Origin of the sequence: Sulfitobacter mediterraneus (assembly GCF_003054325.1) — a bacterium.
GTDB lineage: Bacteria > Pseudomonadota > Alphaproteobacteria > Rhodobacterales > Rhodobacteraceae > Sulfitobacter > Sulfitobacter mediterraneus.
On the sequence record NZ_QBKU01000009.1, the window covers coordinates 122,742 to 146,830 of the forward strand.

The 24,089-nt window shown below is 58.1% G+C and carries 22 protein-coding genes and 1 tRNA gene; 9 read left to right on the forward strand and 14 right to left on the reverse strand.

Features of this window, described 5'->3' with window-relative positions; translation table 11 throughout:
* Positions 1-6: 6 nt before the first annotated feature.
* The 6 genes from C8N31_RS14980 to C8N31_RS15005 all read right to left on the reverse strand — a co-directional run bounded on the left by C8N31_RS14980 (position 7) and on the right by C8N31_RS15005 (position 4,727).
* Positions 7-1,047 carry a DUF2332 domain-containing protein gene (locus C8N31_RS14980; protein ID WP_025046553.1) on the reverse strand — a complete coding sequence of 347 codons (1,041 nt, stop codon included), beginning with the start codon at positions 1,045-1,047 and terminating at the stop codon, positions 7-9.
* Positions 1,044-1,733 (reverse strand): aminoacyl-tRNA hydrolase, encoded by a 690-nt coding sequence (gene pth, locus C8N31_RS14985; RefSeq protein WP_025046552.1) that lies wholly within the window; start codon positions 1,731-1,733, stop codon positions 1,044-1,046. Before pth ends, C8N31_RS14980 begins: the two co-directional genes overlap by 4 nt.
* 190 nt (positions 1,734-1,923) lie before the next feature.
* Positions 1,924-3,009: an RNA polymerase sigma factor gene (locus tag C8N31_RS14990; RefSeq protein ID WP_197021490.1), complete on the reverse strand. Its 1,086-nt coding sequence runs from the start codon at positions 3,007-3,009 to the stop codon at positions 1,924-1,926.
* Positions 3,006-3,359, reverse strand: a complete 354-nt coding sequence (locus C8N31_RS14995) for a YciI family protein (RefSeq protein ID WP_025046551.1) — start codon at positions 3,357-3,359, stop codon at positions 3,006-3,008. The genes C8N31_RS14990 and C8N31_RS14995 overlap by 4 nt, the downstream gene beginning before the upstream one ends.
* A 25-nt stretch (positions 3,360-3,384) precedes the next feature.
* Complete coding sequence (locus C8N31_RS15000) at positions 3,385-3,894, reverse strand: SRPBCC family protein (protein ID WP_025046550.1); 510 nt, start codon at positions 3,892-3,894, stop codon at positions 3,385-3,387.
* Positions 3,895-4,073: 179 nt separating this feature from the next.
* Positions 4,074-4,727: a 50S ribosomal protein L25/general stress protein Ctc gene (locus tag C8N31_RS15005; RefSeq protein WP_025046549.1), complete on the reverse strand. Its 654-nt coding sequence runs from the start codon at positions 4,725-4,727 to the stop codon at positions 4,074-4,076.
* A 148-nt stretch (positions 4,728-4,875) separates the two neighbouring features.
* On the opposite strand from C8N31_RS15005, the gene C8N31_RS15010 reads away from it, so the two are divergent.
* A complete protein-coding gene (locus C8N31_RS15010) occupies positions 4,876-6,030 on the forward strand; it encodes an MFS transporter (RefSeq protein ID WP_025046548.1) in 1,155 nt (384 codons plus the stop codon).
* Here the strand turns inward: C8N31_RS15010 and C8N31_RS15015 are convergent.
* Together C8N31_RS15015 and C8N31_RS15020 are read right to left on the reverse strand one after the other, a co-directional pair.
* On the reverse strand, positions 6,015-6,635 hold the full coding sequence (locus C8N31_RS15015; RefSeq protein ID WP_025046547.1) for a hypothetical protein: 621 nt from the start codon (positions 6,633-6,635) through the stop codon (positions 6,015-6,017). The genes C8N31_RS15010 and C8N31_RS15015 overlap by 16 nt on opposite strands.
* Before the next feature lie 23 nt (positions 6,636-6,658).
* Positions 6,659-7,825 carry an alpha-hydroxy acid oxidase gene (locus tag C8N31_RS15020; RefSeq protein ID WP_025046546.1) on the reverse strand — a complete coding sequence of 389 codons (1,167 nt, stop codon included), beginning with the start codon at positions 7,823-7,825 and terminating at the stop codon, positions 6,659-6,661.
* Positions 7,826-7,960: 135 nt separating this feature from the next.
* On the opposite strand from C8N31_RS15020, the gene C8N31_RS15025 reads away from it, so the two are divergent.
* Both C8N31_RS15025 and C8N31_RS15030 read left to right on the forward strand, forming a co-directional pair.
* On the forward strand, positions 7,961-9,067 hold the full coding sequence (locus C8N31_RS15025) for an Acg family FMN-binding oxidoreductase (protein WP_025046545.1): 1,107 nt from the start codon (positions 7,961-7,963) through the stop codon (positions 9,065-9,067).
* Between the two features lie 13 nt (positions 9,068-9,080).
* On the forward strand, positions 9,081-9,521 hold the full coding sequence (locus tag C8N31_RS15030; RefSeq protein WP_037917543.1) for a MarR family winged helix-turn-helix transcriptional regulator: 441 nt from the start codon (positions 9,081-9,083) through the stop codon (positions 9,519-9,521).
* Positions 9,522-9,525: 4 nt separating this feature from the next.
* Here C8N31_RS15030 and trpA read toward each other — a convergent pair whose 3' ends face one another.
* Entirely contained in the window at positions 9,526-10,317 is a 792-nt protein-coding gene (gene trpA / locus C8N31_RS15035; RefSeq protein WP_025046543.1) for a tryptophan synthase subunit alpha, read from the reverse strand.
* Between the two features lie 153 nt (positions 10,318-10,470).
* Between trpA and C8N31_RS15040 the strand changes: the two genes are divergently transcribed.
* Entirely contained in the window at positions 10,471-10,674 is a 204-nt protein-coding gene (locus tag C8N31_RS15040; protein ID WP_025046542.1) for a hypothetical protein, read from the forward strand.
* 59 nt (positions 10,675-10,733) lie between these two features.
* Complete coding sequence (gene ychF, locus C8N31_RS15045; RefSeq protein ID WP_025046541.1) at positions 10,734-11,831, forward strand: redox-regulated ATPase YchF; 1,098 nt, start codon at positions 10,734-10,736, stop codon at positions 11,829-11,831.
* Here the strand turns inward: ychF and C8N31_RS15050 are convergent.
* Positions 11,828-13,276: a tetratricopeptide repeat protein gene (locus tag C8N31_RS15050; RefSeq protein ID WP_156026843.1), complete on the reverse strand. Its 1,449-nt coding sequence runs from the start codon at positions 13,274-13,276 to the stop codon at positions 11,828-11,830. The two genes, ychF and C8N31_RS15050, sit on opposite strands and share 4 nt — an antisense overlap.
* A gap of 288 nt (positions 13,277-13,564) precedes the next feature.
* Between C8N31_RS15050 and C8N31_RS15055 the strand changes: the two genes are divergently transcribed.
* The gene (locus tag C8N31_RS15055; RefSeq protein WP_025046539.1) at positions 13,565-13,747 is read left to right on the forward strand and encodes a hypothetical protein; all 183 of its coding nucleotides are present in this window, start codon (positions 13,565-13,567) and stop codon (positions 13,745-13,747) included.
* Positions 13,748-14,046: 299 nt separating this feature from the next.
* Here the strand turns inward: C8N31_RS15055 and C8N31_RS15060 are convergent, their stop codons facing one another.
* Positions 14,047-15,189, reverse strand: coding sequence for a hypothetical protein (locus C8N31_RS15060; protein ID WP_025046538.1), 1,143 nt, complete (start codon positions 15,187-15,189; stop codon positions 14,047-14,049).
* A 421-nt stretch (positions 15,190-15,610) separates the two neighbouring features.
* Between C8N31_RS15060 and C8N31_RS15065 the strand changes: the two genes are divergently transcribed.
* A tRNA-Ser gene (locus C8N31_RS15065) sits at positions 15,611-15,700 on the forward strand.
* A gap of 115 nt (positions 15,701-15,815) precedes the next feature.
* On the opposite strand, the gene C8N31_RS15070 is transcribed toward C8N31_RS15065, so the two are convergent.
* Entirely contained in the window at positions 15,816-16,976 is a 1,161-nt protein-coding gene (locus C8N31_RS15070) for an acetate/propionate family kinase (protein WP_025046537.1), read from the reverse strand.
* A 446-nt stretch (positions 16,977-17,422) separates the two neighbouring features.
* On the opposite strand from C8N31_RS15070, the gene C8N31_RS15075 reads away from it, so the two are divergent.
* Positions 17,423-20,719: a calcium-binding protein gene (locus tag C8N31_RS15075; protein ID WP_025046536.1), complete on the forward strand. Its 3,297-nt coding sequence runs from the start codon at positions 17,423-17,425 to the stop codon at positions 20,717-20,719.
* Positions 20,720-20,814: 95 nt separating this feature from the next.
* Here the strand turns inward: C8N31_RS15075 and C8N31_RS15080 are convergent, their stop codons facing one another.
* Both C8N31_RS15080 and C8N31_RS15085 read right to left on the reverse strand, forming a co-directional pair.
* Positions 20,815-22,161, reverse strand: a complete 1,347-nt coding sequence (locus C8N31_RS15080) for an aspartate aminotransferase family protein (protein WP_025046535.1) — start codon at positions 22,159-22,161, stop codon at positions 20,815-20,817.
* Positions 22,158-22,967 carry an IclR family transcriptional regulator gene (locus tag C8N31_RS15085; RefSeq protein ID WP_025046534.1) on the reverse strand — a complete coding sequence of 270 codons (810 nt, stop codon included), beginning with the start codon at positions 22,965-22,967 and terminating at the stop codon, positions 22,158-22,160. Before C8N31_RS15085 ends, C8N31_RS15080 begins: the two co-directional genes overlap by 4 nt.
* 115 nt (positions 22,968-23,082) lie before the next feature.
* Here C8N31_RS15085 and C8N31_RS15090 point away from each other — a divergent pair, with 115 nt between their 5' ends.
* Entirely contained in the window at positions 23,083-24,027 is a 945-nt protein-coding gene (locus tag C8N31_RS15090; RefSeq protein ID WP_025046533.1) for a tripartite tricarboxylate transporter substrate binding protein, read from the forward strand.
* The last annotated feature ends 62 nt before the right edge of the window (positions 24,028-24,089 follow it).

A 24,089-nucleotide genomic window follows, 5' to 3' on the forward strand; every position in this document is an offset into this window, starting at 1 on the left:
CAAGCTTTACCCTGCGTAGTCCCAGTTGATCCAACGACCATGGAAATCGGCCCGCCCCAGATTGAGCGTGAGTTCACCGGGCCAAAGCCGCAGCACCAGTGCCGCGCCGATCTTGCCTGTGGTGTCGCCATCACTTTCCATCGACAGCCACGCCAGCGGGCGCCGGGCGGTGGCCTTTGCCCCTGCGGCCTCGATCAACGCACGGCCACGGTCCTGTGCGGCTTTGGGAAAGTATTGCCATGCGACCGTGTGCTGGATCAGGTGGAGCTGTCCGTCGGGGGCATCGTCAAGGCGTGGTCCCAGCCAGTCAATTGCATCGCCTCTCGTCAGCGGCGCATTGGCCACGCTTGCCGCTGCACGGGTCAGGGCAAGCCGTTCGGGTTGATCGGGCCAGAGATATGCCGAGAGGCGCAGCAGGTCATCGCCGGTGGTTGGGTCAAGCGGATTGAGGTCCACGCCAGCGCGATCCGCGATGATCGGCGTTGTTTCCGGGGGCAGGGCGCCATCCCACTCTGGGTTCAGAACCAAAGCCGGATCGGAGGCGCCAAAGCGCACCCCGCCAGCGTCAACAGCAAAATGATCCCACATCAGGTTGAGACCGCCACTTGCGCCCAATTCGCTTAGCCGGATGGGCAGGTCAAAATGGGTCGTGGCGACATGGGCACCCGCGATCAAGGCAGCGGAACGGCGTACCTCGTTGGTTTGGGGGGCGCTGTCTGTCCAGTCCAGCATGAACGCCTCGCGCTTTTGGAGGGCCGCCAGAACACCGTCCCGCAGATCGCTGTCAGAGGCGGCATGGGGCGGGTAAAGCGCGGCAAGCTCGGGGGATTGGCCGCTCAGCACCAGCGCGTGCAGCCCACCTGCGATGCGCAGCGGCAGCGAGTGGCCCGCAGGCCCGATATCACCGTCAAAGCCTGCCATCTTGGTGGCCAAAGCACCGGTCGCGGGCCAATGCTCTGCGAGGATGGTCAAGAGCTGGCCCATGAAAGGCGAGCCCAAGCCTGCGCAAGCGTCGGCTTGGGCGCGGAAGGCTTGTGTTAGGTTCACTTGAACTTCTCCATCAGTTTTTGAAACGGAGACTTTTGCGGTTCTTCAACGGCTTCTGTCGGGGTAGGGTCCGGCGCCTTTGCCGACTTGGGGCCTTTGGTGCCAGTACCGGACCGGGGCGGGTTCACCCGCATGGCCACGGCGTTCAAGAACTTTGCGGTGTCGCCCGCCGCCAGATAGGTCGCGCCATCGCTGATCCCGCGCAGCACATCGTCAAGCCAATCCGCGTCGGCCTTGGGGAAATCGCGCAGCACATACCCCGGCACCGCATCCTTGTGACCAGGATGGCCAACCCCAAGGCGCACGCGGTCATACTCCGGCCCGATATGGGCATGGATTGAACGCAACCCATTGTGCCCCGCATGGCCGCCGCCGCTTTTGCATTTGACCTTGCCGGGGGCGAGGTCGATCTCGTCGTGCAGCACGATCACATCTGCCGGGTCCAGCTTGTAGAACCGCATCGCGGCCTGCACCGATTGGCCTGAGTTGTTCATAAAGGTTTCAGGTTTCAGCAAGACGGCCCGGTCAGAGCCAAAACGCCCCTCGCTGACGCTCCCCTGATGTTTGCCCTTCCACGGGGCAAATCCATGATCCGCCGCGATCTGGTCAAGGGCCATAAAGCCGATGTTGTGCCGGTTGCGGGCGTATTTGCCACCGGGGTTGCCGAGACCAACAATCAATTTCATCACATCACTCCTGAACTGGGCGGCACTGTAACGCTGCTGTGCGGCGAGGGGAATGCTCGGGATGGCAGAAAACCTATGGATCTGCTGGCAGGTTGTCCCGCTTTTGGCGCAGGAACCGCAGAACCGCGAGATCAGTGGTCAGGGATATTGCCTTGTTAAAACAACAATTTGCCAATTTGAGGTCCGCCAGTTACAGCGCAAAATCCGCACGCGCGGCCCACAAGGGTTGAAAGCCGCTGCCGGTTTGGGCCTCGACCCTGTCCAGCGCCTCCAACCCTGCTTGCGCACCGTGCAATCGTGCTGTGACCACCGCCTGTGCGACCATTGCGCCCGCTGTGGGGGCCAGTTGCAACAGCGCATGGTAGAGCTTGTTCAGCGCGGTCCAATCGGTTTGCCCACTGTCCTTTCGGGTCATGTGAACCGCTTCTATCGCAGCCTCAATCTGAAAGCGGCCCCATTGACCCAAACTATGGGCCAGTGTCAGTTGGCGATTGCCATAGGCGATCAACCGATCATCCCAAAGGGTCACGTCCTGTTGCGGCGTTGGCACCAAACTGCGGTTTTGAACACGCGCCTGCGCCCTTGCATGGCTGAGCGCGATCAGCGCCGCCAGCCCTTTGATCTCTGGGTCATCCGGCAACAACTGTGCCAACAAGTCCGCGAGATATAGCGCCTCTTCTCCCATGCCATCACTTGGGTCGAGCCAGTCATGGGCGTGCACGGCATAGATCGCTTCGGCAATTGCGGTGCTGCGCAAGGGCAGTTGATCGGCGTCCGGAATTTGAAATGGAATGCCCGCATCGCGGATCTTGGCCTTGGCCCGCACCAGCCGTTTGGCCAGCGCCGCAGGCGAGACCATGAAGAGCCGCGCGATGGTCTTTGCGTCGATCCCCAATACCGTTTGCAGCATCAAAGGGGTGTGCAGGTCCGCTGCGATGGCCGGGTGGGCGCAGACCATCAGCAGGGCCAACCGTTCGTCCGGGAATGTGCTGTCATCTGCGTCGGTATCCGGCATGTCGGGGATCTCGCTTTGCGTGGGAAACCGGGTTTGGCGGCGCTGATGATCGGTTAGATGATTGCGCGCCACCGAAAGCAACCATGCATCGGGATTGTCCGGTACGCCCTTGGCGGGCCAATGGGTCAACGCGCGGGCGAACGCAGTCGAGAGCGCGTCTTCGGCCAGGGCAATGTCATGGGTGCGGGCCGACAGAAACGCCAGCAACCGCCCATAGGATGTCCGCGCCGCCATTTCGGCAGCGCGGGCGGCTTGGGTCATTCCCCGCCCATCGCCGAGGCGCGAATTTCGACCTTGCCAGTCTTTGCAGCGGGGCATTTTTCGGCCCATGCCATCGCGGCATCCAGATCAGGCACATCAATCACGAAATATCCGCCCAAGGTTTCCTTGGTGTCGGCAAAGGGGCCATCCTGCACCTGCTTGCTGCCGCCTTTGACCGACAGGGTTGTGGCGGTCTGCACCGGTTGCAGCCAATCGGTGTCCACAAACACGCCCGCCTCGTGCAGCGCACCGATATAGGCGCCATAAACCTCTTTTTCGGCCGCCCAATCATCAGGGGTCATATGGGCCAGATCAGCGGGGTCCGTATAAAGCAAAAATGTGTAACGCATTGTTCTATCCTTTGGTCTCAATAAATCAGGTTGCGGATGCCAAATTGGTCAGGCCCTGCTCAAAAGTCTTGCCGATCATGCCATCCATGAAAAGGCCAAAGACGCGCGCCACCGGGTTAAAGCCGAGATCCATGTCCATGCTCCAGGTCACATCCGTGCCATGGGCCGTTGCCACAGCCTTGATCATCTGTGTGGGTTGGCCCATGGCGCCCAGATCAATGTCATAACGCACGGCGTCGGCGCTGATTTCTGCAACTGTCTGTCGGCCTGTCCCGTCCTTGCCATCAAAATCAAAGCCGGATCCAACGCCGGATTGTGGTCCAAAGTGGCTGATCTTGAGGGCCGGATCTGCCGTCAGATAGGGGTTAAATCGCTGATAGCCTTCGTTGGATCTGGCCAGTGCCAGCACCGCGGCTGGATCTGCGTCGATCGCCGCGTGGCGTTCGACATGAATGTGGCGGGGCAACAGAAGCGTGCCGGCGGCGGTCAATGCGAGAAGGCCTGTGCCCCCTGCGAGAATGGTCCAAATGGTCATGATGTCCTCTCAATCTGTGTAGGAAAGCCTTGATGCTTTCATAGACATGACGAACGGGCAGACCGCAGATGGACATTGGTGGGAGATTTTTTTGAAATTTTCTCACGGCGGGGCACCGAAAAAAACAAAAGGGGCCGCAGATGCGACCCCTTTCAGCACTTGCGCATGGCGCGTGGTGCTTATTCTTCGCCGTCAGATTGCTCTGTGGATGGCACTTCGTCTGCTGCGACTTCTTCTTCGTCATCGTCGGACTGGCTGGCCAGACCGGAAGGCGCGGACACCTGAGCGATAACAAAGTCACGGTCGATTGTTGGCTTGGCACCTTCTGGCAATTTCACGTCGGAAATTGTCAGGTTGTCGCCGATTTCCAGTGCAGACACGTCAATGACGAGGCTTTCTGGAATGTCAGCAGCGGTCACAACCAGTTCAACTTCTGGACGGACCAGCGTCAGAACGCCGCCCATTTTCAGACCGGGCGATTCTTCTTCGCCGTGCACTTCAACGTTGATGAACAGGTTCACCTTTGTGGTGCGCTTGAGACGCATGAAATCAACATGCGTTGGCAGGTCTTTTACAACGTGGCGCTGAACGTCGCGGCAGATCACACGAACATCATCGTGACCTTCGACTTTCATGTTGAACAGGGTGGACTTGAACCGGCCCTTGCGCAGCATTGTCAGCAGCTTGTTGAAAGGAATGTTGATCGGCAGCGGGTCGTTGTCGCCCCCGAACACAATACCTGGTACCATACCGTCACGGCGCGCCTGACGAGCGGCGCCCTTGCCTGTCCCCGTGCGAACCTGGGCTTCAAGATCTGGAATCTCTCCGGCCATTTTAATCTCCAATATATTTAGGGCGGGAATCCTCCAAGGCTGTATTCCCGCGTGAAGCCGCGCGTATAGACGCCTTTTGCCGGTGTGGAAAGAGCAAAACCGCATCCGCGCTCTTGGCCTTTGCGGCAAGCCGTGGCAAGCCCGTTCCATGAGCTTGAAAAACGATCTTTATTTGACCCGAAAACCCCTGGCCGGATTTCTGGCTATTGGCATGACTTGGGCTGTGTATTTCGCCCAGATGCCGGTGATCAAGGCCAATGTGGAGGCCTCGGACGGGGCCTACGGCGCGGCGGTGCTGTTTTCCGCCTTCGGGGCGCTGGCGGCGATGTGGCTGGCGCCAGCCTGTCAGAAATACGCCAAGGGGCTGGCCCTGCCATTGGGCATTGCAGCGCTGGGGCTGGGGATGTTCGGGGCAGGGGCGGCGGCCAGTCTGGCGTTTCTCACGATTGCGCTGTTGCTGGCGTCTGCGGGGTCCGGGGTTGTGGACGTCCTGATCAACGCGCGTGTGTCCGAGATCGAAGAACGCTCCGGCAGGTCGCTGATGAACCTCAATCATGCGCTTTATTCCTTTGCCTATGCAGGCGGGGCGCTGGCGACCGGGGCGCTGCGTAGTTTGGAAGTCACGCCGGTGCCGGTGTTTGCCGGGGTCTGCGTGATACTTGTCTTCTTCGCTTGGGCCTCCAACGGGGTTGCACCAGATGTGCAGGATATGCCGGACACGCCACACAACGGCCTGCCGCATCTTCTGGTCTTTCTGGTGGGGTTGGTCGTCATGATGGCCTTTTTGGCCGAGGCGGCCTCAGAGGGGTGGTCGGCCCTGCATCTAGAGCGGACCTTGGGCGGCTCAGCCGGAGAGGGGGCCATGGGGCCCGCGCTTTTGGGGCTGACCATGGGCATCGGGCGGCTCAGTGGGCATGCCTTGTCGCGGTGGTTGCGTGATACGCATTTGATGCTGGTGGCGTCCTTGGTCTCTGCTGCCGGGCTGGTGCTGGCGGCACTGGCAGGCAGTGTCGCAGTGGCGCTTACCGGCTTTGCGATTGCTGGGCTGGGCATATCGGTGGTTGCGCCATTGGCGCTGGCGCTGATCGGGCGGGTCGTTGCCCCGCAAGTGCGGCTGGCGGCGATCAGCCGCGCATCCGTTCTGGGCTATGGCGCGTTCTTCTTCGGGCCGCCGCTGATGGGGTTGATTGCCGAAGGGTTCGGCCTGCGCACGGCTTTTGGCGCAATTGCTGCAATGCTCTGCCTGACCGCACTGGCGCTGATCCCTGCCGTGGCGCGGCGTGTGGCCTACGCCCGCGCGTGATGCAGATAGCCATCTGCGGCCATCAACCGGTCATACAGCGCAAATTCATCGGCCCGCGCCGCCCGCAGAAGTGCGGCAACATCATCGCTTAGCGGGGCATCCATGGTGGGTGAGACATTCTTGGGCGCGATCTCGACCGTGTCTTCGAGCCGTTCGGACAAAAACTGCCGGAATGCCAACTGGTTTTCATAGGCAAACAGATGTTCAACCTGCACCGCGCCATTGCCATCGGTGAGGAAATTGAACTGTGTGCCGATCTGGGCATAGGGGGGCGGATCATCCGAAATGACCGCCCGCACATAGGCGTCAAAACTGATGCCATCGGTGCTCAAATCGCTGCCCTTAAGCCGGGCCGCCGTGCGGTATTTGTACCAGCTGCGGATCTGGTCCACCGGATCGCGCATCACCGCCAAAGGTTCGGGGAAAACGCCAAAGGTGTCTGCCAGAAACGGGCCGATTTTACGCATATACCGCTGGGCATTGATATGTTTGCGATTGCGCGAAAAGACCACCTCTGCCTTGGGGCGCAGGGCCATCTCGACGGCGGTTGTGCCGGTTTTGGGGACCGCCAGAAAGGCCAGCCTATGCCGCAGAAAAATCAACATAGACCAGACCTATCAGGGGTGGCTCAAGACTGCCAGACCCCGCCAAAATCCTGCGGCACCAAAAGGTTGTGGCGCCCCAGATCGGTGACCTGTGTTTCCCCGCACAGCGCCATGGTGGTGTCCAGCTCGCGGTGAATGACTTCAAGCGCGGTTGTCACGCCCTTTTGCCCCATCGCCCCCAGACCATAGACAAAGGCGCGCCCGATAAAGGTGCCCTTGGCCCCCATCGCCAGCGCCTTAAGCACGTCCTGACCAGAGCGGATGCCGCTGTCCAGATGCACCTCAACCTGATCACCAACTGCATCCAGAATGGACGGCAGCGCGGCGATGGAACTCAGCGCTCCGTCAAGCTGGCGGCCGCCATGGTTGGAGACAATGATCGCATCCGCTCCGACCTTGAGCGCCATTTTGGCGTCTTCGGCGTCCAGAATACCCTTGAGGATCACCTTGCCGCCCCATTGCTCCTTAAGCTTGGCAACTTTGTTCCAATCCAATGACGGATCAAATTGTTCTGCTGTCCAAGCGCCAAGGCTGGAAGCGTCAGAGATGCCCTCCACATGGCCAACGATATTGCCAAACTCGCGCCGCTGCGCCCGCAACATTTCCAAACCCCACGACCATTTGGTCGCCAGATTGGCCATGGTCTTGAGCGTCAGTTTTGGCGGGGCGGACAGCCCGTTTTTCAGATCCTTGTGGCGTTGTCCCAGAATTTGCAGATCCAGCGTGATCACCAGCGCCGAACAATTGGCGTCTTTGGCCCTTTGGATCAGGCGGCTGACGTAATCTTGATCGCGCATGGTATAAAGCTGAAACCAGAAGGGTGCGCCCGTTGCCTCGGCGACATCCTCGATGGAGTTGATGGACATCGTCGAAAGGGTGAATGGCACCCCGAAATCCCGCGCCGCCTTGGCCGCTTTGATCTCGCCATCAGCATGTTGCATGCCGGTCAGGCCAACCGGGGCCAACGCCACGGGCATTGCCACATCCTGCCCGATCATTTGGCTGGCGGTGCTGCGCCCGGACATGTCGACCGCCACGCGTTGACGCAGGCGCAATTGGTCAAAATCAGAGGTGTTCTCGCGGAAAGTCTGCTCCGTCCAACTGCCGGATTCGCAATAATCATAGAACATGCGCGGCACGCGGCGTTCGTAGATGCGTTTGAGATCATTGATGTTCGTGATGACGGGCATGGTGTTTCGCTCCATATTGGTAATGTTTGCTTACCAATCAGAGTGGCAAAGATCAAATTTCTTTTTTTTGCAGGGTTGATTGGTGCGATATCGCACCATATATGTAGTTCGAAATCGCACTAAATGGAGATGAAGATGACCCTTACCAGACGAAAAGCCTTAACGCTGATTGGCGGCGGCACTGTGTTGGCGGCAACGGGAACGATTGGCGGTTGCAGCGCGATCACCACCCCAAACACGGCGATACGGCCATGGGCTTTGGCGGGCGAATATGACGACCCGCGGCTCAATGCGCTGAGCTTTGCACTGCTTGCGCCGAACCCGCACAATCTGCAACCGTGGCAAGTGCGGCTGGAAGGGAGCAATGGCCTGACCCTGATGCGCGACAGCACCAAAGCCCTGCCGGAGACCGATCCGCTGGACCGGCAGATCTTTATCGGATTGGGGTGTTTCATTGAACAGATGGAACTGGCTGCAGGCGCGGCGGGATACAGAACCAAGGTGAAGCTGTTCCCCGAAGGTCCACGCGGCCCGGTTGCCTATGCGGCGCTGGCGCAGGGCGGCAAGGCTGATCCCTTGGCGGCACAGATCCTGAAGCGGGGGTCGTGCAAAGAACCCTTTGAGGATCGCGCAGTGCCTGCCGTTCTGGCCAATCAACTGGAGCTTTTGGCGGATATCTACACAGATCCCGCAGAAGTCGCCCAATTGCGTAAACTGACCATTGATGCCTGGATGGTCGAAACCATGACCCCCCGCACGATGCAGGAAAGCGTGGATCTGATGCGGATGGGCAAGGCCGAGATCAACGCCAACCCCGACGGGATTGATCTGGGCGGTGCCTATATGGAAGGGCTGATGCTGGCCGGACTGCTCAGCCGTGAAATCCTGTCCGACCCAGACAGCAAAGGGTTCAAACAAGGTCTGAAGATGTACCATGATATGCTGATGGCCACGCCCGCCTATGCGGTGATCACCACCAAAGGCAACAGCCGGGCAGATCAGATTGCAGCGGGGCGCCGGTGGCTTCGGCTCAATCTGGCGACCACGGGCATGGGGCTGTCGTTGCATCCAGTCAGTCAGGCGTTACAGGAATATCCCGAAATGAAGGCGCATTACGCGCAGGCCCATCAAACGCTTGCGACCAAGGGGCAGACGGTTCAAATGCTGGGGCGCTTGGGCTATGGTCCTGCTACACAGCGCACGCCGCGTTGGCCACTGGAGACCAAGCTGATTGACGCATGAGTTCGACCCCGCCATGATCTTCGACTTTTTCAAAGAGGTCGGGATCATCGAACAACTCAGCCGCGCCCGACTTGAGGCGCGGTTGCCGGATGGATTGATCGCCCCGCATTTTGCGGTGCTCAACCATTTGACAGTGCGGGGGGATGGCGCAGTGCCCATCGACATGGCCCGCGCCTTTCAAATTCCAAAGACCTCGATGACCCATACGATCAAAGGGCTTGTGCAGCATGGGTTGGTCGAAATGCGCTCCAACCCCGATGATGGGCGGTCCAAACAGGTCTGGTTAACGGACAAGGGCATTGCGATGCGCCAAGAGGTGATCAACGCGCTTGGCGCAGATTTTGCCCTGCTGGCCGAGGGGTTTGACATGGCCGCGCTGGCCCGGATCAAACCCACCCTGACCGCATTGCGCGAATACCTTGATGATGCCCGCGATGTGACGGCGGGCGGTTAGGCCCTCAAGCCCGGTGTGCGCCATCTGAAAGGGTTTTCACAAAAGCCAGAACATCCGCCGTGCTGTCGCCTGCCGCGATGCGCGACACGATGGCAGAGCCGACCACGACACCATCTGCAACGCCTGCGATGGCTTCGGACTTTGCCGGGGTGTTTACGCCAAATCCCACAATGACAGGCAGGCCGCTGGCCTTTTGGATGCGTGTGACCTCGGGGGCCACGTCGCCCGCTTCGGCCTCAGCCGCGCCGGTGATGCCGGTGATCGAGACATAATAAACAAAGCCCGAAGTGTTCTGCACAACCCGTGGCAAACGCTTGTCATCGGTGGTTGGCGTCGCCAGACGGATGAAGTTGAGCCCGGCAGCCTGTGCAGGCAGGCACAGCTCTTCGTCTTCTTCGGGGGGCAGATCCACCACGATCAACCCGTCAATGCCCGCCGCCTTGGCTGCCACCAGAAACGCATCGACCCCCATCGAATAGATCGGATTGTAATACCCCATCAGAACAATCGGTGTGGTGTCGTCATCTTTGCGGAACTCTGTTGCCATCTCAAGGGTGCGGTTGAGCGTCATGCCCGCTTCGAGGGCGCGCTGGCCAGCGAGTTGGATCGTCGGGCCATCGGCCATTGGATCCGTGAAGGGCAGGCCCAGTTCGATCACGTCCACGCCAGCCTCAGGCAAGCCGCGCATCACGGCCAAAGAGGCATCAAAATCGGGGTCACCGGCCATGATATAGGACACAAAGGCTTTCTTGCCCTTGGCTTTGAGATCGGCAAATTTTGCGTCAATACGGGTCATGTCGGTGGCCTTTCAATGCTGTTGCCTTCGGCAATGCCCAAAACCGCCGGGGAAATCAATCCGCCACGCGGGGCAGGGGGCATTTTTGCATCTCCAGAGGGGCCAATTTACCTGCTCTCTTCAAATTTCGGCCCGGCGCCTTATCTAAGAGGGATGAATTATGTACTTGCCCTTTTTCTGCCGCCGCTTTCCATCCTGCTTTTGGGGCGGGTGTTTCTGAGCATCGTTGTGTTCCTGATCTGGGTGCCCGCGATATTGTTCACTGGCGGGCTGACCCATCCGATGTTTGTGCTGCTGGCCTGGATCTTGATCTATCAGACCCATGAGGACCGCCGCTATAAACGCGACGCCCGCTGAGGCTTGCGCAACGCCCTGCAAACCCCTAGGACAGCCCCTGATCTAAAAAGGACGGTATCATGGGTTTCAAGATGGGTATTGTGGGGCTGCCGAATGTGGGCAAATCCACCCTTTTCAACGCGCTGACCCGCACGGCGGCGGCGCAGGCGGCAAATTTTCCGTTCTGCACCATCGAACCCAACGTTGGAGAGGTGGCTGTGCCGGACGCGCGGCTGGATAAATTGGCGGCGATTGCTGGCTCCAAACAGATCATCCCGACGCGGATGACCTTTGTGGACATTGCCGGCCTCGTCAAAGGTGCCTCCAAGGGCGAAGGTCTGGGCAACCAGTTCCTCGCCAACATCCGCGAAGTGGATGCCATCGCCCATGTGCTGCGCTGTTTTGAAGACGGCGATGTGACCCATGTCGAAGGCCGCGTTGATCCGGTTGCCGATGCAGAAACCATCGACACTGAATTGATGCTTGCCGACATTGAAAGCATCGAAAAGCGCTTGCAAAACATCGTGCGCAAAGTGCGCGGCGGTGACAAAGAGGCCGTTCAGCAGGAACGCCTGATGCGCATGGCACTAGAGGCGTTGGAGGCAGGCAATCCTGCGCGTGTGGTCGAGGTGGACGAGGAAGACGCCAAAGCCTGGCGCATGCTGCAACTGCTGACCACCAAACCCGTGCTTTATGTGTGCAACGTTGGCGAAAGCGAAGCGGCAGAGGGCAATGATTTCTCAGCCAAAGTGGCCGAGATGGCGGCCGCGCAGGGCAACGCCCATGTGATCATCTCCGCCCAGATCGAAGAAGAGATCAGCCAGCTGGAAGCCGACGAAGCCGATATGTTCCTTGAGGAGATGGGCCTGAAAGAAGCGGGTCTCGACCGTTTGATCCGTGCAGGTTATGAGCTGCTGCATCTGGAAACCTATTTCACCGTCGGCCCCAAAGAGGCCCGCGCCTGGACCATCAAAACCGGCACCTCCGCGCCCAAAGCGGCCGGTGTGATCCACGGCGATTTCGAAAAAGGCTTCATCCGCGCCGAGACCATTGCCTATGACGATTTTGTGTCTTTGGGCGGCGAGGGGCCTGCAAAAGAGGCAGGCAAAATGCGCGCCGAGGGTAAGGCCTATACCGTCAAAGACGGCGATGTGCTGCACTTCTTGTTTAATACTTAAGCGCGTTCTGCTGCGTCGATCTTGGCCAACAAGTCGTCGCAGCGCTGCGTCTGATACTCGGACCCTTCCACAAAAATCGCCCGCGCCTGCGCTAAATAGTGTCGTGCCTCAACCAAATGCGCGGGGTTAGGATCGACTGTATATCGCGCAACGGCCAGATCGGCGATGTTCCATTGCAGACGTGCCCATTGGAAGGGAGCATGCGTTTTCAAATCGACCCCTTCACAGGCGGCATATCCCTCTCTGGCCGCGTCAAAAAAGGATGCCTTACCGGCAATCTCTCCGCGCCACCTCAGCGCAACGGCGAGATTGTTCTGTGTCGTCTCCCAGTCAAGCGGGTCTCTAGTCCTGTCTTTTAGGCTGAGTGCAGCTGTCAAGGCTTCTCCGGCCTCTTGCAACGTTGCATCGCTTCGGGTGAGTTCACCGAGGGATTGTAGCGATGATCCGAGGTTGTGCCAAGCGGCTTTCTGGTTCTCATCGCTTTCCGCAATATGCATTTTTAATGACGCGCGGTGCGCTTTGACTGCGTCTTCCAAGAATGTTGGATCATTTGCGCGCTCACCCATTTCTTCTAGAACACAGCCAAGACCACCCTGTGACGCGGCCCAATTCGCAGGTTCTTTTTCCTTGTTCGTCTTGCTGATTGCCGCAGTGAACGCTGTTCTGGCGATGCGCAAGTGCCTATCCTTTGTCGAGCGTTCCGCAAGGCGAAAATGACACCAACTTAAGGTATGCAGTGCCGAAGCCTCTAGCCGCCTTTTACCTTTCGCCCGGTCGTCGTAGTTGGCTTTGGCAAGGGCGAGCGCAACAGTGAGCGCAAACATATCCCCAACTTTGTCGCCCTCATCTCGCCAAGCCTGCGCAAGTCTGTTCAACGCCCAAAACACGCCGCCGGGCGCGGCTTGCCGGTACTGATCTGCAATCAGCCGTTTCGCCGCAAGATCAGGTCGATTGCGCAGGCGGTCTTGGTTCAGTTGCTTTTTCAGATGCAGCGCGGCCACCTGATCAAGCCGGTCCTGTTCCTCATCCAGTAACCGAGCCGCCTCGTCAAAGTCGCCATCATCGTTTAGCGCATCAACCTGCCACATCAGGGCCGCAAACTGTGCATCTGCGTTGCCCGCAAGTGCTGCAATATCCTTGTTCCGCACCAATTCTTCCAAGGCCGCCCGCACGCTGACATAGGCAGTCTCGCGGTCCTTGTGATCGCCTTCGGTAAAGCGGTTGGCGAGTTGGATCAAAAGATCATCCGTTGCACCTGCGGTCGCGCCCTCACGGCGCAAACGATCTACAACCTGATCGGCTTCCTGCTCGGCTTTCGTCTCGCCGCTCTCGGCGGTTTCTTCGGCATCAAGGAATTTGTCGAGCCAGCTTTCGTCAAGTTCCAGCAGTTTTACAAATCGACCGACAGACGTGAACCCAAGCGCCTCTTTTTGCCCCTTCTCCACCTTCGAGATGATCGAGTTTCCGACAGGAGGGTCAAAGGCGTCGCCAAGTTGTTTTTGATTCCATCCCCGCTTGCCACGCGCAAGTTTCACTGCGCGCCCGAAGGCTTTCAAAATATCCGGGTCAACTTTAGGCAGCTTTTCTCAAATTCGGGAAATCCCAGACCACTCTTAGCCAACTTGGGCATCTTTGAGCTGCCGCGTCAGACGTCCCAATCCTCCATATTTAAAGGTGTCATGACAACGTCTTAACCCAAAGGCGGGCCCGTCGCATTTAAAGGAACATATCCAATGATGTGGCAACTTCAACCAATGATTGCGTGGATGATGTCCGCGCAAGGCAGCAACGTAACCTTCGCATTGATCTGCACACTCGCACTTTGCGGTATCCCGGTGCGTTGGGTGGTCGTACTGACGATCATCTTGCACCTCAGTCTGGCTTTCGCCAGCGGCAGTGCTTCGGCCGCCCTCTGAACCAGCAAGAGGGGCAGGGACACCCCGTTCCCGCCCTAGAGCACCCCCGAAATTGCACCGCCCCCGTGTACGGGAGTGAACAGGGGGTGCACGCATGGCACTGCCTTTCAAAATCATGGCAAAAACCCCCTTGCCCTCCTCAGATCCCACAGCTAAACGGGTCAGCGGAGACGTGGCCGAGTGGTCGAAGGCGCTCCCCTGCTAAAGACCTGCGTTTCCACGCAGAGTGTTGATTTAGTTATGTAAATTTGCCTGATGCGCGAAACTGTACGGATTTTGCACAGCTCGTTGCTCGCTTCCTAGTTAAATTTGAACCTTCGTCGGAGCGAGAAGCCGATGAACAATAACAAAGCAATAGTGGTGATCCCATGGACCAGCATTAGGGTAGCGCTCGCAATGTTTGACGGAATGACTAGGCTTCGAGGAGAGATGCCAGCATACGGGAATACTAAGTTGGATAATGCTGCGACAAGCGCCCTAGACCAATCGTTCAGGTCTTTGACCCATTGAGGAGCGCTAGTCGCCGAGGTGGTGCCGCAGCACCATAGGGCAATCCACAAAACCGCAGTGGAAATGAACAACCAGAAAAGAGCTTTTTGGGGTCGCAATCCATAGTCGCAGGCAAATTTCCAAACTAGGAGCGCAAATTTCTCAAGGCCGGGCTCGGAGGTGGTGTACTCAAGCCCCAACTCAGTCCCCCTAGCCAAATGAGCTAGGTTAGACATGCCATACCTCTGCGCCCAGTTATGTAAGTCCCGATAGCTCTGAAGGCTAGCTTGCGGCGCATAGTAAATTTGGCTGTCAGCAGCCTTCACTACTTCCTGCAATGCGGTTCCGGTTTCAGCCTCCATCTCAAAGGGCCTGTTATCGAATACAAGATCAAAAGGCTTCCGGTCATCTGAATCTTCGAAGCGTAAATTAAGTATGCGGCAGTTTCTAAATTCAGCTTGTGTCTGCGAGACGTTACGGTCCAGTCGCAACTCTCCAATCACACAGTTTTCTATCAAAACAGTTTGATGGTCTTGATGAGTGCCAAAAAGAGTCAGTTGCCCCAGCTTGCAATTCTTGACTTCTAGCCGCTGACCAGAAAAATGAAGCCGATCAATAGATGCGTTCCAAATCACAAGATTGGAATGTCTTTTGAACTCCAGAAGTTTGAAGAGCTTTTTTGATTTGCTGGTAAGCGTTCGGTATGGATCCTGAGGGGAATCGGCTATGAAGGAGTTGATCTCGTCCATCGCCTCCCACTTTTCTTCAAACTGGGCCTGAGAAATGTTTGTGCCTTTACGGTCTTTAGCTTGGCCTTTTTCCAGTATGATCTGGATACCGGGCTGGTCGCGGTGTTTTGGCAGATTTTTGTAGAGAGCTGCCGAGCCTTTAGGTATCATGTTGAAAAACTGCCTCTTGCTAAGATCAGCGCGGATTTTGCCAGTACTCTCCATTGTAAATCTGTGTTGCTCAAATCTGTGCTCCTCGTCGAAACGAAAGTCCGGATCAGCTATCCCGACAGGTTACTTGTGCTCCAAAAACTAGTCCACCATTGAAGAGTAACTCTACTTAAAGAGCACGCGATCGTGCTTCTAGTCAACTTAAGATAGTTTCCCTTCGAAAGGGAGCGCCCTCGATGTAAATTCTGTTCCTATACATCAGGTTAGACCCCTCCCAAATGCGATTTGCACGGGATCTGCACACAAGTATCAGACGAGGTGTTTTTGCACGGATTTTGCACCGGTTTTGCACGAATTGTAGAAAAATGCCGATGAAACTCGTGGAAAATCAATAAAATCATGGACTTACAAATAGTGAAGAAATTTTCAATAAACCCCTTGTAATTACAGGGGGTTACAAGGCATACGGGTCAGCGGAGACGTGGCCGAGTGGTCGAAGGCGCTCCCCTGCTAAGGGAGTAGGCCCGGAAGGGTCTCGAGGGTTCGAATCCCTTCGTCTCCGCCACCATACCCCGAAATGTGAAGCCATCCGCCATGCTCGGGCGTTGATGTGGCGTTAGCCGTTTGGGCGACGGGTGCATGCGCCGATGGGTCTGCATTGCACCGCCAATATACTGCGCTCATGATCTGGCTGCCGAGAGATGCCTCACGGCGCGGGCGATGATGCGTTCTTCGTCGGTTGGGATCACCATCACCTTGGTCTGGCCCAATCCAATGTCGCTCGCGTTGCGAATGTTCAGTGCGGGGTCGATTTCAATGCCTAGAAATTCTAGCCCATCGCCAATGCGTTGTCTGATTTCGGCGGCGTTTTCGCCGATGCCGCCGCAAAACACCAGCGCGTCCAGACCGCCAAGGACGGCCGCCAATGCGCCCACCTCGCGCCGTGCCCGGAATACGTAGTAGTCAATGGCCTGCTGCGCCTCAGGCATTTCCGAGGCCAGAAGGCTGCGCATATCGCTGGTCAGGCCCGACAGGCCCAACAGCCCGCTGCCTTCGTAAAGCATTTGCATCACCTCATGCGGTGGCAATCCTTCTTGTTCGATCAGATATAACACCACGCCGGGATCAATCTGCCCGCACCTTGTGCCCATGGGCAACCCGTCGAGCGCGGAAAACCCCATGGTGGACCCAACGCTGCGCCCCGCCCGGATGGCGCACATCGACGCGCCGTTGCCCAGATGTGCCACGATGATCCGGCCTTGGTGCAACTCGGGATGATCGCGTTTGATCACCCCGGTGATGTAATCATAGCTCAGCCCGTGAAACCCGTACCTCCGGATTCCCGCGTCGTAATAGCGGCGGGGGATTGCGAAGGTATCGTTGACCCAAGGATGGCCGCGATGAAAGGCCGTATCAAAACAACCGACCTGAACGGCGTTGGGAAAGGCCTGCTGGGCTACGGCAACGGCGGCGAGGTTATGCGGCTGGTGCAAGGGGGCGAGGGACCTCAGATCGGACAGGGCCGCCAGTACATCTTGGGTCAGGATAACCGGCGCGGAAAACTGCGGGCCGCCATGCACAATGCGGTGGCCGACGCCAGTGATGGTGAGATCGGCCAGCGGCCCCGTTAGTGCTTCGATCACCCGCGTCAGGGCGTCGGCCTGGGTCGGCGCGGCAACTTTTGTTGCGGTTGTACCTTCGGACGTTGTGAGGATGAGCCGCGCAGCGGTGCCGATGCCGTCGATCTGGCCATGCAACAGCTCAACCGGGTCAGCAGCATCGCGGTAAAGCCCGAATTTCATCGAGGACGAACCGGCGTTGAGGGTCAAAATGCCAGTCATCGTATTTTTCCTTGCTCTGAATGCCTCATCATATCCCGGTCACTCACCCGCCGCGAGAGGCTGCAAGGCGAATATTCCTGTGCCGTCGCCCCCGATTTACACAGCAATTGATTAAGACGCTTTCGTGACATTTGGCAGGATCTTTTGTTTTCGGGCGGCGAATTAGGGCAAGAAATTGCGGTTTGGGCAACAATCGCATTGGCTAAGGTCGGCGGATATCGGCGCAACCTGTCGCGGTGCAGCGCTAGATCGCCCACAGCATATGGTGAAAATCGCAAAAATCGGCGGTGATCCGCCCTTGCGCGGCGGAAAGCGGCCTTTCTGACAATTGCTCGAATTCGAACATAGATTTTTCACGTTTTGCGGGAATCAATGGACGCCAACAATAAATGTGGCCACGGGTCTGAAGCCAGACCGGGCCGCACAATAACCTTGGGAGAGACCAAATGGCGGACAACGTAACCGGAACAAAATTTAGCGAAACAGCGATCCTTGGCAGCGGCGCACAGACCGTTGATATGGGGGCGGGCAATGATCGCATCATTTCCTACGCTGATGGAGGAGAGCCTGACCCGGCGCAGACGAACGGCGCAGAAGGGCGGGTTTATCCGCCTGTCACGGGCGGGACGGATGACATTCTGACCGGCGGGGCAGGCCGCGATACGTTTGAGTTCCGTGCGCTGATCAATGCCAAGGAAAGCGTCGTTGGCGCCCACACCAGCAGCTCTGGCCGCGTCAATTGGGGCGGCGTTGCGGGGGAAAACGACAACGTCCATGATCACTGGGTCGAAGGGTTCGGCCTCGACACGATCACCGATTACAGCAAGGCCGAAGGCGACAAGATCAAAATCACCGGCCATACGATGACAATTGGCGACATCACCTATGGATCGGATGAGGCCGGCGCGTTTTCCCTGATCACGGTCTACAGCCAGCAAGGCGACGGCGGTGCGGGCGGGGCCAATACGGCCACCGGTGCCCATGACGAAGATCCGCTGGGCCAGATCAAGGTTTACGGCGACAAGGTTGAACTGGCCGATCTGATTGTCGAGAAAAACAATGAGGGCATCGACCGGCTGGAGACGGCAGATGCGGTCTATGCCCCGATTGACCTTGGCATCACGCAGGTTGTCGCCAGCAACACCGATGACACCAGCTATACCGGGTCAATCCACCGGCAGACCGACCGGATCTCAATTGGTGAGGGGTCGCAAGCCGTGGATGCGGGCGGCGGCAATGACATCATCTACAGCTTTTCCGATGGCGGAGAGCCGGATCCAGCCCAGACCGAAGGCGCAGCGGGCCGGGTGAATGACCCGGTCCCGGCAGATCAATCGGATGACATCATCAAAGGCGGGCAGGGGCGTGATACTTTTGCCTTTCGTCTGTTGCTGAATGCCAAACAAGAGATTCAGGACGAACACACCCGCAGCGACGGCGAGGTGAACTGGCGGCGCGTGGCAGGTGAAAACGACAACGTCCATGACCACTGGGTTGAGGGGATCGGCAATGATGTGATCCTCGATTTCTCCAATCAGGATGGTGACAAAATCGACATTCGCGGTCACACGGTGGAGGTCGCCGCGATCACCTATGGTGCGGACGAGGGCGGCGATTTCAGCCTGATCCAGCTGCGGTCCCAGCAGGGTGATGGCGGTGCGGGCGGCGAAAATACCGCTACAGGCGCCCATGACGAAGACCTGTTGGGCACGATCAAGGTCTACGGCGACAAGGTGACCAAAGAGAATATCACGCTTAAGGCGAATGTGTTCTATGGCGTTGATCAGCTTGAGGATATCGCCGCCGCCGAAGCCGACGGTCTGGCCGACAATGACGCGCCGCAGATTAAGCATCCACAATGGGGCATTGAAAACCCCGAAAGCTTTGAGCGGACATTCGAAGGCACCGCACGAGGCGACATGTTCAAAGCGGGCAGTGGCACTCAGATCATTGAGGCTGGCGGCGGCAATGACCGCATTCTCTCTTACGGCGATGCAGGAGAGCCGGACCCAGCTCAGACCGATGGCACCGAGGGGCGGATCAACCCGGCCATTGGCGCGGCAGGGTCAGACGATTATTTCTTTGGCGGCGCGGGCGCGGACCGCTTTGAATTCTATGCGCTTCTGAATGGACGGGCCGAAGTGGTGGCCCAGCACACTGGCAGTACCGGCGACATCAACTGGCGCGGGGTTGCGGGCGAAAACGACAATGTTCACGATCACTGGGTCGAAGGCTTTGGCGTTGATACGATCCTCGATTTCTCGAAAGAAGAAGGCGACAAGATCCTTGTGCGGGGTCACACCGTCGAGATTGCCGAAGTGACGTATGGCACTGATGAAGGCGGTGCATTCTCGTCCATTCGTGTGATCAGCCAGCAAGGGAATGGCGGCGCGGGCGGGGCCAACACGGCCACCGGCGCCCATGACGAAGACCCGCTGGGCATCATTAAGGTCTATGGCGACAAGGTCACCAAGGAGGACATCACCGTGAAGCGTGACGGGGTGTTTGACGGCGGTGATCAACTGGCGGAAACCGACAAGCTGGCCGATTACAACGGCGGCACCCAAGCGTTCCAGATCACAGAAAATGGTGCGGTGCTGGAGACAGCGCCCGATGACGTCAAGACGACTGACCGGATTGAGCTGGGCTCAGGTGCGCAGCAGGTTTTTGCCGGATTGGGCAGCGATTACATCCGTGTCTATGCCGATGGTGGTGAGCCGGACCCGGCCCAGACAGATGGCGCAGGACGGATCACAGATCCGGTTGATCCGGCGCTCTCGACCGACATCGTGTCGGGCGGCCAGCATCGCGATACCTTTATGTTCAACTATCTGCTGGATGCCACCGACGTTGTGCTGGCCCGTCACACCCGCGAAGATGGCAGCATCAACTGGCGCAAGGTCGCGGGTGAAAATGATGCGGTGCATGATCATTGGGTCGAAAGCGGCGGCGATGATGTTGTCCTCGATTTTTCCAATCAGGACAGAGACAGAATTGAATTGCGCGGTCACACGGTAGAATTGGCCGAGATTACCTATGGCGCGGACGAGGGCGGTGATTTCTCCCTGCTCCATGTCCGTTCGCAACAGGGCGACGGCGGCGGTGCCCATGACGAAGACAGCCTCGGCACCGTGAAGATCTATGGCGACACCGTTACCGAAGAGGACGTGCGGGTCACGGCCAAAGGGGTCTTTGACGGGATCGACATTCTGGAATCCATCGAGGGGCTGCCGAACCATATTGCGGGCGACAAAGATGCCAACATGCTGAGCGGCACCGCAGAGGCGGACAATATCCACGGCAACAACGGCAATGATTTTGTGATGGCTGGGGATGGCGACGATTTCATTTTTGGCGAAGGCCACAATGATCTGCTGTTTGGCGGCGCGGGCAATGACTGGATCGAAGGCGGCTGGGGCAGCGATGCGCTGTTTGGTGAAATGGGCGAGGATACGCTGGTCTCCAACAGCGGCCATGACAACATGTCAGGCGGCAGTGAGGCCGATACATTCCTGTTCATGGACGGCACACGCGGCGGCCAGATCTTTGATTGGGAAGATGGTGCCGACAAAATCGACTTTTCCCGCATGGACGCAGTGCAGGGGATGGATGACGTGATGATCCTGCAATTGACCGACACCGCGGCGCGGGTGAGCTTTACCAATGACGCGGGCAAAGAAGGCAACATCGGTGTGATCGGGGTGAGCGGCTTTACCCTGTCAGACGATGATTTCAATTTCTAAGTTATAGCGTCACCGCCAATGCCCCGTCCAGCTATCTTGGGCGGGGCATTTGTCTATCCACTGTAGTCATACCACGTCAGGCAATTCGCCAAGGCTCAGACGCAGGCGAGCCCCGCATCCAATGCGGACAGGATCGTATCAGCCTCCGCTTCGCTGAGCACCAATGGCGGCGACAGGATCAGGTTGGGGCCGGACACCCGTACCATTGCACCGCTTTGATACGCACCTTCTTGCACTGCCAGCGCGGAGGCCCCGTCAATCGGAGCCTTGGTGGAACGATCACTGACCATCTCAATCGCCGTCATCAAGCCATGTCCGCCGCGCACGTCGCCGATGATATCGTATTTCTCCATCAAGGCCTTGCATCCGTCAAAAAGCTGCGTTCCCCTTGCTGCGGCATTGTCCACGACGTTCAATCGCTTGGTTTCTGCCAGACAAGCGAGCGCCGCCGCCGCGCCGACAGGATGGCCCGAATAGGTGTAGCCATGGCCGATCTTGGCGGAAGGGTTGCCCTCGAACACATCCACCATGCGATGGCCGATCATCACCGCGCCAAAGGGAAAATAACCATTGGTGATCGCCTTGGCAGTACACATCATATCCGGCTGAATGCCCCAAAGCCGCGCACCCGACCATGCGCCGGTCCGGCCATAGGCGGTAATCACCTCATCGGTGATCAGCAAAATGCCATGCCGGTTGCAGATCTCCTGAACCATTGGCGCAAAGGATTTGTGCGGTGGAATGACCCCGCCTGCGCCCAAAATCGGCTCCATGATCATCGCGGCGATGGTGCCCGCGCCTTGAAAGGCGATCTCGTCCTCCAAGGCCTGAACACAAAGCTGCGCCAGCCTTTCGGGATCACTTTCGTTAAACGGGTTCCGGTAGGTGTAGGGCGCCGGAATGTGGAAGCAGCCGGGCAAAAGCGGCTCATAAGCGGTGCGGAAATTGGCATTGCCGTTGACGGACGCGCCGCCGATATGGGTGCCGTGATAACCCTTCTTGAGGCTCAAAAACTTGGTGCGCCCGGCCTCTCCGCGCAGCTTGTGATACTGCCGCGCCAGGCGCAGGGCCGTTTCCACAGAATCCGATCCGCCAGAGGTAAAGAACGCCCGCGCCATCCCGTCAGGTTCAAAGAATTCCGACAGCTCAAAAGACAGCTCAATCGCCACATCGTTGGATGTGCCGCGGAACGTCGAATAATAGGGCAGGGTGTCCAATTGCGCGGCCATCGCATCTTTGACGGGCTGGCAGGAATACCCCAGATTGACGTTCCACAGCCCGCCAACACCATCCACGACCGTATGCCCATCAATGTCCGTGACGCAGACGCCGCTGGATCCAGTGATGATTTTGGGCGGGTTGTCGATGCTGTCCTGCGGTGAGGTCATCGGATGCCACATCAGCCGCCCGTTGTTTTCTTTGAGGAAGTTGGAGTCTTTCATGATGTGCTTTCCAATACGTTCGAACGTGACAGTGAAGTGGCCCATGCGGCCTCGATTTCGGCAGGGACGGTGCCGCCCCAATTTCGGGTGATGTCGCGGCTCGCCTCTATCAGGTTTTCTTTGACCTTGGCCTCAAGGCTCGGTGAAAACCGGGAGGCGACGCAGGCCACTGAGACCGCACCCGCAAAACGGCCAGATTGGTCAAAGACCGGGGCTGAAACGCCCTGGATGTCATCCTCATAACAGCGGTCGGATCGCCCAAAACCGCTGTGCCGCACCGCCTCGACTGTCTGACGCAATGCATCCTCTGTTGCGATGGTGCGGCCCGTAAAAACCTGCAATCTTGCAACCGCCGCGGGCCAAAGGCCAGATGGCCCAAAGGCCAAAGCACAAAGCCCCGATGCTGTGGCATGAAGCGGGAAAGATTGCACATCAATGATCGCGCGTGTGCTGTGATGTTGCGATTCTCTGGACACCAGTGGATAGACGGTGGTGCCCGAAAGCACGGAAACATGGGCGGTCTCGCCTGTTGTATCGACCAACCCATCGAGCACGGTTTCGGCCCCCGCTTTGCGCGGTACGGTCTCTTCGCGGATCTGTGCGAGTTGCAGCAGCGCTGGCCCAAGGCGGTAATGCTTGGTCGCCGGGTTTTGTTCCACAAATCCAGCATCTTCAAGTGCTTGCAAGTGCCGATACGTCGTCGCCTTGTCGCGCCCGGCCTGCCTGCACAGCTGGGACAACCCGATCTCGGGTTGGGCCGGTGTGAAATACGCCAAAAGCTCTAGCGTTTTCGTAGTGGACGACATGGAGGGTCTCTCTCTTTGCGGCTGCCTTGAGAAAAAGTTTGACAGACGGTGGTTAACAAGGCAACCTTTTTATGAAACGTCGGTTCAATATGTGAACCATATCAGGGAGAGACCAATGAATAAGTTTTCAATGTCTGTGACGGCTTTGGCCTTGGCCATGACTGCCGTTGCTGGAACTGCGCAGGCCGAGTACCCCGAAAAACCGGTCGAATTTGTTGTGCCGTGGCCTCCGGGTGATCTTGAGGATGTCCTGACGCGCATGATCGCCGAGGATTTCTCCGAAACTTACGGTGTGCCAACTGCCGTGGTGAACAAGCCGGGCGGCGGCGGTGGCCCTTTCCCTGGTGCAATCGAAGTGGCCAATGCGCCCGCTGATGGCTATACGATCGGATCGTTCATCATCGCCATTCCAGTGGTCGGACCGCAGATCGGCATTCCAGAGTTGAACCCGGACCCCTTTGTTCCGCTGGGCAATTTCCTGACCTATCCGTTTGTCATCGCGGCAGGCGGCAATGCCCCTTATGACGACATGGCCGGATTGGCCGCCCATGCCGCAGGTAATGATGTGGTGCTTGGACACTTCGGTGCACCGCTGGTGCCTACGCAGGTGACACTGGGTCTGGCCAAATCCATGGGCTTTTCCTACTCCTCTGACGCGGCTTTTGATGCGCTGGATTGCAACACCTTGGCCTCTGGCGATGTGGACGTGATCAACACCACGCTGCAATTGATCCTGCCCTGTCTGGATGATGTCAAAGTGCTGGCCTCCATCGGATCAGAGCGGATTGCGCTGACGCCGGATGCGCCCACTGTGGCAGAACTGGCGCCGGATCTGGACGTGGCGCTGTGGAATGGCTTGTTCGTGCATGCCGACACCCCGCAAGATGCCCGCGAAAAGATCATCGCCGTTGCGCAAAAGACCATGATGTCGGAGCGCGCGCAGAAGCTGGCGGCCGAAACCGGCGCATTGGTCTATTGGCAAGCCGCCGATGACGTGGCCGCGCAGATCGAAAAAGACATTGAGACCATGGGCCGCATCGAAGGTATGCTGTCCGAATAACCAAACAGCGTTCCGCCGGGCGACATTGTCGGCCCGGCGGAATGGTCGGTCATTGGGGGGTG